The organism is Mesorhizobium sp. M4B.F.Ca.ET.089.01.1.1, from assembly GCF_004022605.1.
Taxonomy (GTDB): Bacteria; Pseudomonadota; Alphaproteobacteria; order Rhizobiales; family Rhizobiaceae; genus Mesorhizobium; species Mesorhizobium abyssinicae.
This window is the reverse complement of sequence record NZ_RZOS01001550.1, coordinates 1-399: the sequence shown is the minus strand read 5'-3', so window position 1 is coordinate 399 and position 399 is coordinate 1. Positions and strand designations below refer to the sequence as shown.

The window sequence follows — 399 nt, the reverse complement described above, 5'->3', positions numbered from 1 at the left end:
TGCATAAGTGTCGATCCGTACTATCTGACTGCCAAGGCGGAAGCTGAGGGCTACCATCCGCAGATCATCCTCGCCGGCCGCCGCATCAATGACGGCATGGGAGCCTTCGTTGCTCAACAGGTCGTCAAACAGCTGATCCGTTCGGATGTGCCCGTGAAAGGAGCTTCCGTCGGCGTTCTCGGACTGACCTTCAAGGAGGACGTTCCGGATCTGCGCAACAGCCGCGTTTTCGACTTGGTCAGGGAACTGAGGCAGTTCGGAATTGCCCCCAAGGTCCACGATCCTTTTGCCGATGCCGAAACCGCTCGACGCGAATATGGTGAAACAATCTTGCCACTCGACGAGATAAACGATTTGCAGGCGCTTGTTCTGGCGGTTCCTCACAAGCATTATCTATCC

General features: G+C 55.9%; 1 protein-coding gene. It reads left to right on the top strand.

The window, feature by feature from the left end; translation table 11 throughout:
- Nucleotides 1-399, top strand: a 399-nt coding sequence (locus EN780_RS38240; RefSeq protein WP_281035432.1) for a UDP binding domain-containing protein, incomplete at both ends; no start/stop codon positions are given.